This window comes from Lentzea kristufekii (assembly GCF_033949925.1).
Taxonomy (GTDB): Bacteria; Actinomycetota; Actinomycetes; order Mycobacteriales; family Pseudonocardiaceae; genus Lentzea; species Lentzea kristufekii.
This window is the reverse complement of sequence record NZ_JAXAVV010000093.1, coordinates 1-569: the sequence shown is the minus strand read 5'-3', so window position 1 is coordinate 569 and position 569 is coordinate 1. Positions and strand designations below refer to the sequence as shown.

The following is a 569-nucleotide window of genomic DNA, read 5'->3' as shown; positions in this document are numbered from 1 at the left end:
TGTGGTGGAGACCTGCGTGTTGTGGGCGGTGCACCTGCACTGGGATCCAGCCCGGCAAGAGCCTCTTGACACCGCTGCCGTTCCATCCACGCTGGCAGGCCTGCTCACGCGTGGACTGCTGCCTGAAGGGACACCGACATGAGCAAGAAGCTCAGTACCGAAGGCTTACGTGACGTGTGGGATCGCTACGCGCCGCGCTACGACCGCGACATCGGCTTCTTCGAACGCATCCAGTTCAGCGGCGGCCGCGAGTGGGTGTGCCCGCAGGCGACCGGCGACGTGCTGGAGGTGGCGATCGGTACCGGCCTCAACCTCCCGCACTACCCGGCGGACGTCAGGCTGACCGGCCTGGACCTCAGCCCGGCCATGCTCGGCATCGCCCGCACTCGCGCGACCGAGCTCGGGCGTGAAGTCGAGTTGTGCGAGGGAGACGCACAGGCGTTGCCGTTCCCGGATGCCTCGTTCGACACCGTGGTCTGCACGCTCGGCCTGTGCGGTGTCCCGGACGAGCGCGGGGCGATCGCCGAGATGCACCGCGTGCTGCGCCCTGGTGGGAAGCTGCTGTTGCT

Annotated in this window: 1 protein-coding gene; it reads left to right on the top strand. The window is 68.0% G+C overall.

Annotated elements, in window-relative coordinates:
• Positions 1–138: 138 nt before the first annotated feature.
• Positions 139–569: class I SAM-dependent methyltransferase (locus SK571_RS46220; RefSeq protein WP_319990441.1), on the top strand; the 431-nt coding region annotated here is incomplete at its 3' end.